This window comes from Microbacterium phycohabitans (genome assembly GCF_032464935.1).
GTDB classification, from domain to species: domain Bacteria; phylum Actinomycetota; class Actinomycetes; order Actinomycetales; family Microbacteriaceae; genus Microbacterium; species Microbacterium phycohabitans.
This window is the reverse complement of the sequence record NZ_JAWDIT010000001.1, coordinates 269,346-276,336: the sequence shown is the minus strand read 5'-3', so window position 1 is coordinate 276,336 and position 6,991 is coordinate 269,346. Positions and strand designations below refer to the sequence as shown.

Genomic DNA, 6,991 nt, shown 5'->3' with positions numbered 1-6,991 from the left:
CGTCGCGATAGTCCGCCCCGTCCCCTTCCGCAGCGAAAGCCGAGACCGTCCCCGATGATCACGCTCACCCGCCTCGACCACACACGGTTCGCGGTGAACCCCGATCTCATCGAGCGCGTGCACGAATCCCCTGACACGACCCTGCATATGGTCGACGGTCGGGTCTACAACGTCGAGGAGAGCCTCGACGAGCTGATCGCGCGGATCGTGGCCTACCGGGCGCGCGTGCTCGCGGCGGCGTCCGCGCTCACGGCATCCGCCGCCCAGGACTGACCGACGTGGACATCGCATTCATCATCGGCGTGGTCGCCGCCTTCGGCGCCCTCTACGCGATGATCACCATGGAGGGTGCGTCGCTGAGCGCGCTCTTCCTGCCCGCCCCGATGATCCTCGTGCTGGGGTCGACCATCGGCGTCGGCATCGCCAGCCACACCCTGCGCGATGCGATCGCCGCGTTCGGCTCTCTCGGTCGCATGGTGCGCGGCCCGCGGTCCACCCCCGCCGCCGTCATCCCGGTCCTCGTCGGCTACGCCGAGAAGGCCCGCACCGACGGGCTGCTGCGCCTGGAGGAGGAGCTCGGCACCGCTCCCGATGATTACACCCGTCGCGCCGTGCAGGCCCTCGCCGACGGCGTGGATGCCGAAGACCTGCGCACCCTCATGCTCGACGAGATCGACTCGGAGTCGGCGCGCAACCGCGTCTCTGCCAAATTCTTCGCCTCGCTCGGCGGGTACGCCCCCACGATCGGCATCGTCGGCACCGTCGTCTCGCTCACGCACGTGCTCGAGAACCTGAGCAAGCCCGACGAGCTCGGGCACATGATCGCCGCGGCCTTCGTCGCGACCCTCTGGGGCCTGCTCTCGGCCAACTTCATCTGGAACCCCATCGCGGGGCGCCTGAACCGCATGGCCACCCTCGAGCAGGAGCGGATGACGCTGGTGTGCGAGGGCATCCTCGCCATCCAGGCGGGGAGTCCGCCCCGGCTGCTCGAGGAGCGGCTGCTCGCCATGACGACCTCCGCGCCCGCGAAGAAGAAGCCCCCGCGCGCCGACGCCGCCCCCGCGGTCGAGGACGCGGCGTGACGAGCGCCCGACGCGCGGGCGGACGCGGACACGAGGATGCCGGGCACGACGAACCCGACGAGCGATGGGCCGTGTCGTACGCCGACATGGTGACCGTGCTGATGTGCCTGTTCATCGTCCTGTACGCCGTGTCGGTCGTCGACGAGACCAAGTACGACCAGCTCAAGAACGGTCTCGCGGCCGCGTTCGGGCAGTCGCAGGTGGAGGGCGGCGGCGATCTCACCGAGGGTCTGGTGATCCCGCCGGAGCTGCTCGACGACAACGGGGTGCGCGACGTCGCGACACGGGCCGCTCAGGAGCTGGACGGCCTCGAGAAGATGCGTCAGCAGATCACCGACGCCCTGGCATCCCAGGGTCTGCAGGACACGGTCGACTTCGTCATCGACGAGCGCGGCTTGAAGATCGGGCTCGTGGGGGCCGAGACGTTCTTCGCCGACAACCGGGCGGATCTGAGCGAGAAGGCCGATCGCGTCCTCGCCCTCATCGCCGACGTGCTCGCGGCCACCGACAATCAGATCAGCATCGAGGGCCACGCCGACCACCGCGCGGCCGTCCCGCCGTTCGAGAGCAACTGGGAGCTGAGCAGCGGACGATCGACGAAGGTGGCGCGCTTCCTCGTCGAGCAGAAGAGCATCGCCGGCACGCGCGTGCAGGCGGTGGCCTTCTCCGACCAGCGACCGATCGCCGCCGGCGACAGCGCGGAAGACCTCGCCGCCAACCGCCGCGTCGACATCGTCGTGCTGTCCACCGCCGACGAGCAGGTGCGCTCCCTCATCCCCGGTCTCGTGCAGGCCGCAGCGCAGAGCTGACCCGTGAAGATCCCTGGAGGACACGCCATGACGACAGCGGCCGTTCGCGACGACCCCCTTCGTCGCTATCCCGCGTACGACTTCAGCCGCCCCGCGCAGCTGGGCCGCGAGCACACCCGTCAGCTCGAGGCCGCGTTCGAGACGTTCGCACGCCAGTGGGCCTCTCAGCTCACCGCCAAGGTGCGCCTGCGCACCCATCTCGTCCCGGAGGGGCTCGAACTGGTGTCGTACCAGGAGTACGCCGACACCCTGCCGACGACCACGGCGATGGTGGCCGGCTCCACGGCCGGGCGCGAGGAGCCCTGCGTCGTGCAGTTCGGTCTCGACAGCGCGCTGACGTGGGTCGTGCAGATGCTGGGCGGCAAACCCGCGGGGGACATCGAACCGCGCACCCTCACCCCGATCGAGACGGCGCTGATCCTGCAGCTGATGGACGGCACCTTCGAGCTGCTCAGCGCGTGCATGGGTCCGCTGCTGCCGGGGGCGGTCACGTTCTCGGGCCTGCACTACAACCCGCAGTACATGCAGGTCATCTCACCCGGTGAAGCGGTCATCGTGGCGCGCTTCGCGATGAGCGCGGGCGAGGCGCGCAGCACGGCGACGGTGATGCTCCCGGCCGCGATCGTCGTGGACCAGCTCGCCGAGAGCGACCGCCACGCCGCGACCGCCCACCGCGACGGCGCGATGCGCGATCAGGTGAACGACACGCCGCTCGAGGTGTCACTGCGCGTCACGCCCCGGGTGATCGCCGCCGGCGAGGTGCTCGATCTCGCCCCCGGCGACCTGCTGCGCTTCGCCCATCCCGAGACGAAGCCGTTCGAACTCGTCGTGGGCGACACCCCGATCGCCCGCGCGGTCCCGGGGGCGCAGGGCTCGCGCCTCGCCTGCACCATCACCACCATCCACGAGGAGAAGACCCGATGAGCACCTTCCACGCCGCCGCCATGGCCGCCGCGATCGCGGCGAAGCTCCCGTTCGCGTTCCCGGTGCTCCCCGCCCCCTCGACCGACCCGGGGGCCACCGGCCGCGCCGTGGCCGTCGCCTTCACCGGAGCCCCGGGGGCCACCGTCGCCATCCAGGTCGCCGACGTCGCGACGCTCGACGACGGGTCCACCGGAAGCGCCCTCGCCGACCGCCTGCACCCGGTCTTCGAAGCGGCGGTCGCCGTGCTGGGCACCGGCACTCTCGGCGACGGCGAGGAGGTCGACGCGGCGGGGGTGTTCACTCTCGCCGGCGCTCAGGTCTTCGACCTCGTGCGCGAAGACGGCTCGGTCGTCGCGCGCGCGGCCGTCCGCATCGACGACGCCGCGGCGGCGGCCCCGGCGGCCCCCACGCGCATCAGCCGCATCGCCGGGGTCGAGATGGAGCTCGTCGTCGAGATCGGCCGCACGCGCATGGCGGTGCGCGACGTGCTCTCGCTCGAGCCCGGCCGGGTGGTCGAGCTCGACCGCGCCGCCGGTTCACCCGCCGACATCACCCTCAACGGGCGTCTCATCGGTCACGGCACCGTCGTGGTGGCCGACGGCGACTACGCCGTGCGCGTCGAGCGCATCATCGACCAGGCCGAGAGCGCATGAGCGGCGACGAGCTGCTCCTGGCGCTGCGCACGATCGTCTCGCTCGCGGCCGTCATCGGGCTGCTGCTGTTCCTCGGCCGGCGGCTGCAGAAGGGCCAAGCGGCAGGCGGCAGCCCGTTCGCGGCTCTCGTGCCGCGTCGACTGGGGCGGCTGCGCGAGTTCGCGGGCGCGCGCGTCGCCGCCGCGCCGCGCGGCAAGACCGAGAAGATCACGCTCGTGGCCCGCACCACCCTCGGCGCCAAGGCCCAGCTCGTCGTCGCCGAGTTCGGCGGCATCCGGTACGTCCTGGGCGTGAGCGAGAAGGGCATCGACGTCGTCGACACGCAGGAGGCTCCGACGGCCGAGGTCGACGGGTCCGAGAACGTCATCCCGCTCGCCGAGGCCGGCGGCAGCCGCGGAGAGGATGCCGGGGCCAGCACCGCGGCGTGACCGGGGCGGCGTCGCCGGTTACGCACGCCGCCACCGTCGCGATAGTCGGTCGCGAGCACGGATCGCTCGCACCCCTGGCTACGGATCGGCCTCGACACCCTCGCGAAAGTGCCGTCGTGCCCGCACCCGTCTCCCGTGTCGTCGCGGCGCGCGACGATCCCAGGCGGCTCCCGCCCGTCGTGCGGGGGGCGTTCCTGGGCGTCGGGGTGATCGCGTCGGCCGGCGTGCTCGACCTGCTCACGGCGCACGCGGCTTCCGCGGCGACGGGGGAGCCCGGCGGCATCAGCATCAACGGGATCAACGGGTCGCCCTCCGACAGCATCACGACCCTTCTCGGCATCACGGTGCTCAGCGTCGCCCCCGCGCTGCTGCTGATGATGACGAGCTTCACGAAGATCTTCGTGGTGCTCGCGCTCACCCGCAACGCGCTGTCGCTGCCGTCCATCCCGCCGAACCAGGTGCTCGCGGGACTCAGCCTCTTCCTGACGCTGTTCATCATGTGGCCCGTCCTCGCCGACATCAATCAGGTGGCCGTGACGCCCTTCACCTCGGGGCAGATCGACTTCGGCCAGGCCTTCGACGCGGCCCAGCAGCCGCTGCGCACCTGGATGCTGCATTTCACGCGCGAGGAGGACATCGCGCTCATGCACCGCGCGGCGCAGATGGACAACCCGACCGCGCCCGACAGCATCCCGCTGTACACGCTCATCCCCGCGTTCATGCTCAGCGAGCTGCGGGCGGCGTTCGTGATCGGCTTCATCGTCTTCATCCCGTTCCTCATCATCGATCTCGTCGTCTCGAGCGCGCTGATGTCGATGGGCATGATGATGCTGCCGCCGGTCATGATCTCGCTTCCCTTCAAGATCCTGCTGTTCCTCCTCGTCGACGGGTGGGGGCTCGTCATCACCTCTCTCGTGCAGTCGTATCGGGGTGCCGGATGAAGCCCGAAGCGGTCATGGACATCGGTCTGAGCGCGCTGATGCTGGCGGCCAAGCTCAGTGCGCCGCTGCTCATCACGGCGCTGGTGGTCGGCTTCGCGATCTCGCTGCTGCAGTCGATCACGCAGGTGCAGGAGATGACGATGTCGTTCGTGCCGAAGCTCATCGCCGTGGGCATCGCGCTGCTGGTGTGCGGCAACTGGATGATCGCCGAGAGCATCGCGTTCACGAACGAGCTGTTCGCGCGCATCCCGTCGCTGTTGAACGGCGGCGGATGAACATCCCCGTCGACTTCGTCTGGCTCGAGGCCACGGCCTTGGCGATCGTGCGCATCACGGCGTTCCTGGTCATCGCCCCGCCCTTCAGCCACGGGGCGATCCCGATGCGGATCCGCGCCCTGCTCGGCGTCGGTCTGGGCCTTGCCGTGTCGCCCGTCGTCGTGGCGGGCTACCAACGCCTCGACACCGGCGGGTTCCTGCTCGCGCTGGCCGGTCAGGTGCTGGTGGGGAGCCTCCTCGGCTTCCTCGTGCTGGTGCTCTTCAGCGCGGTGCAGAGCGCCGGCTTCCTCGTCGACACCTTCGGCGGCTTCCAACTCGCCCAGGCCTACGACCCCGGGATGAACGTCAACGGCGCCCAGTTCACGCGCCTGTTCCAGATGACGGCGATCCTGCTGCTCTTCGCCTCCAACGGCTACCAGCTCGTGCTGGGCGGTCTCTTCCGCTCGTTCGACGCCGTCTCCGTCGCCGGGACGATCGACCTCGGCCGACCCGCCGAGGTGCTCACCGACGCGGTGGGGCAGATGCTCGTGAGCGCCGTGCAGATCGCCGGTCCGCTGCTGATCGTGCTGTTCCTCGCCGACGTGGGTCTCGGGCTCGTCTCCCGCGTCGCGCCCGCACTGAACGCCTTCGCGCTCGGCTTCCCCATCAAGATCGCGCTGACCCTGCTGCTGGTCGGGTTCGTCTTCACCGCCCTTCCCGCCATCGTCTCCTCGCTCGCCGGCGAGGCCGCGCAGGTGCTGATCGGGGTGACGCGGTGAGCGGCACCGACACCGGGGAACGCACCGAGAAGGCGACGCCGGAGCGCCTGCGCACCGCCATCCGCAAGGGCCAGATCGGTCGCAGTCAGGACTTCACGGCGTGGGTGTGCATCGGTGCTGCGGGCGTGATGATCCCGTCCACGGTGGATGCCGCGTCCCGAGCCGTGTCGCACCCCCTCGCGGCTCTGACGGCGGTGGCACGCGACCCCGATCCCGCGCGGGCGGTCGAGGCGATCGGCGCCGCGGTCGGCACGGTCGGCGAAGTGCTCGCCCCGCTGCTCGCCGTCGTGCTGGTCGCCACGACCGCCACGGCGATCGCGCAGGGCGGCATCCGCCTGCGCGGCATCCCGATGCGCATCGAGCAGTTCGACATCCTCGCGGGGCTGAAGCGCACCGTGGGGAAGGCGGCGCTGTGGGAGGGCGTGAAGGCACTGCTGAAGACGGCCGCCATCGGGGCGGCCCTCTGGATCGTGGTCGCGGGCCTCGTCCCCGTGCTGATGGGCAGCGGGCGGCACACCGTCGCCTGGCTCCTGGAGCTCGCGGGCGGGGGAGTGGCGACCCTGCTGCAGGTGGCGGTGGCGGTGGGCCTGCTGCTCGCCGCGATCGACGTGTTCGTGGTGATGAAACGGAACCGTCAGCACACGCGCATGACGAAGCAGGAGGCGCGCGACGAGCACAAGAAGAGCGAGGGCGACCCGCTCATCAAGTCGCAGCGCCGGGCGCGCCAGATGGCGGTCAGCCGCAATCGCATGATCGCGGCGGTCGCCGACAGCGACGTCGTCCTGCTGAACCCGACGCACATCGCCGTGGCCCTGCGCTACGAGCCGGGCAAGGCCGCCCCGCGCGTGGTCGCGAAGGGCGCCGGAGTCATCGCGCAGAAGATCCGCGAGCGCGCGGAGAGCGAGAAGGTGCCCATGGTGCGCGACGTCGCGCTCGCGCGGGCCCTGCACGCGGCGGTGGAGGTGGGGCACGAGATCCCCGAGCACCTCTACACCGCGGTCGCGCAGGTGCTCGCGTTCGTCCAGCAGCTGAACAAGAGGGGCTCGCGCGCGGGGACGCACACGATGCCCCCCGCGGCCCTCGTCGGGCGCGACCTGTGAGGGCGCGACCCGTGACGGACC

Annotated in this window: 10 protein-coding genes; all 10 read left to right on the top strand. The window is 70.9% G+C overall.

Annotation, left to right across the window (positions count from 1 at the left end):
- Positions 1-54 precede the first annotated feature (54 nt).
- The 10 genes from RWH44_RS01345 (at position 55) to RWH44_RS01300 (ending at position 6,970) form a co-directional block, all read left to right on the top strand.
- Positions 55-273, top strand: coding sequence for a flagellar FlbD family protein (locus RWH44_RS01345; RefSeq protein ID WP_298874694.1), 219 nt, complete (start codon positions 55-57; stop codon positions 271-273).
- Positions 274-278: 5 nt separating this feature from the next.
- On the top strand, positions 279-1,082 hold the full coding sequence (locus RWH44_RS01340; RefSeq protein ID WP_316003183.1) for a motility protein A: 804 nt from the start codon (positions 279-281) through the stop codon (positions 1,080-1,082).
- On the top strand, positions 1,079-1,891 hold the full coding sequence (locus tag RWH44_RS01335) for an OmpA/MotB family protein (RefSeq protein ID WP_298874700.1): 813 nt from the start codon (positions 1,079-1,081) through the stop codon (positions 1,889-1,891). The genes RWH44_RS01340 and RWH44_RS01335 overlap by 4 nt, the downstream gene beginning before the upstream one ends.
- 27 nt (positions 1,892-1,918) lie before the next feature.
- Positions 1,919-2,815, top strand: a complete 897-nt coding sequence (locus RWH44_RS01330) for a flagellar motor switch protein FliM (protein ID WP_298874703.1) — start codon at positions 1,919-1,921, stop codon at positions 2,813-2,815.
- Positions 2,812-3,468 (top strand): FliM/FliN family flagellar motor switch protein, encoded by a 657-nt coding sequence (locus RWH44_RS01325; protein ID WP_316003182.1) that lies wholly within the window; start codon positions 2,812-2,814, stop codon positions 3,466-3,468. The genes RWH44_RS01330 and RWH44_RS01325 overlap by 4 nt, the downstream gene beginning before the upstream one ends.
- Positions 3,465-3,896, top strand: a complete 432-nt coding sequence (locus RWH44_RS01320) for a flagellar biosynthetic protein FliO (RefSeq protein ID WP_316003181.1) — start codon at positions 3,465-3,467, stop codon at positions 3,894-3,896. The genes RWH44_RS01325 and RWH44_RS01320 overlap by 4 nt, the downstream gene beginning before the upstream one ends.
- A 116-nt stretch (positions 3,897-4,012) precedes the next feature.
- On the top strand, positions 4,013-4,837 hold the full coding sequence (gene fliP / locus RWH44_RS01315; protein WP_437127255.1) for a flagellar type III secretion system pore protein FliP: 825 nt from the start codon (positions 4,013-4,015) through the stop codon (positions 4,835-4,837).
- The gene (gene fliQ, locus RWH44_RS01310) at positions 4,834-5,112 is read left to right on the top strand and encodes a flagellar biosynthesis protein FliQ (RefSeq protein WP_076674472.1); all 279 of its coding nucleotides are present in this window, start codon (positions 4,834-4,836) and stop codon (positions 5,110-5,112) included. Before fliP ends, fliQ begins: the two co-directional genes overlap by 4 nt.
- Positions 5,109-5,870, top strand: a complete 762-nt coding sequence (locus RWH44_RS01305; RefSeq protein WP_316003180.1) for a flagellar biosynthetic protein FliR — start codon at positions 5,109-5,111, stop codon at positions 5,868-5,870. The genes fliQ and RWH44_RS01305 overlap by 4 nt, the downstream gene beginning before the upstream one ends.
- Positions 5,867-6,970 (top strand): EscU/YscU/HrcU family type III secretion system export apparatus switch protein, encoded by a 1,104-nt coding sequence (locus RWH44_RS01300; RefSeq protein WP_316003179.1) that lies wholly within the window; start codon positions 5,867-5,869, stop codon positions 6,968-6,970. The genes RWH44_RS01305 and RWH44_RS01300 overlap by 4 nt, the downstream gene beginning before the upstream one ends.
- Positions 6,971-6,991 lie beyond the last annotated feature (21 nt).

Excerpts from the sequence above, each read along its gene's own strand:
- RWH44_RS01320 (WP_316003181.1), top strand. The coding sequence starts at position 3,465 with ATGAGCGGCGACGAGCTGCTCCTGGCGCTGCGCACGATCGTCTCGCTC.
- RWH44_RS01345 (WP_298874694.1), top strand. The coding sequence starts at position 55 with ATGATCACGCTCACCCGCCTCGACCACACACGGTTCGCGGTGAACCCC.
- RWH44_RS01325 (WP_316003182.1), top strand. The coding sequence starts at position 2,812 with ATGAGCACCTTCCACGCCGCCGCCATGGCCGCCGCGATCGCGGCGAAG.
- fliQ (WP_076674472.1), top strand. The coding sequence starts at position 4,834 with ATGAAGCCCGAAGCGGTCATGGACATCGGTCTGAGCGCGCTGATGCTG.
- RWH44_RS01330 (WP_298874703.1), top strand. The coding sequence starts at position 1,919 with ATGACGACAGCGGCCGTTCGCGACGACCCCCTTCGTCGCTATCCCGCG.
- RWH44_RS01305 (WP_316003180.1), top strand. The coding sequence starts at position 5,109 with ATGAACATCCCCGTCGACTTCGTCTGGCTCGAGGCCACGGCCTTGGCG.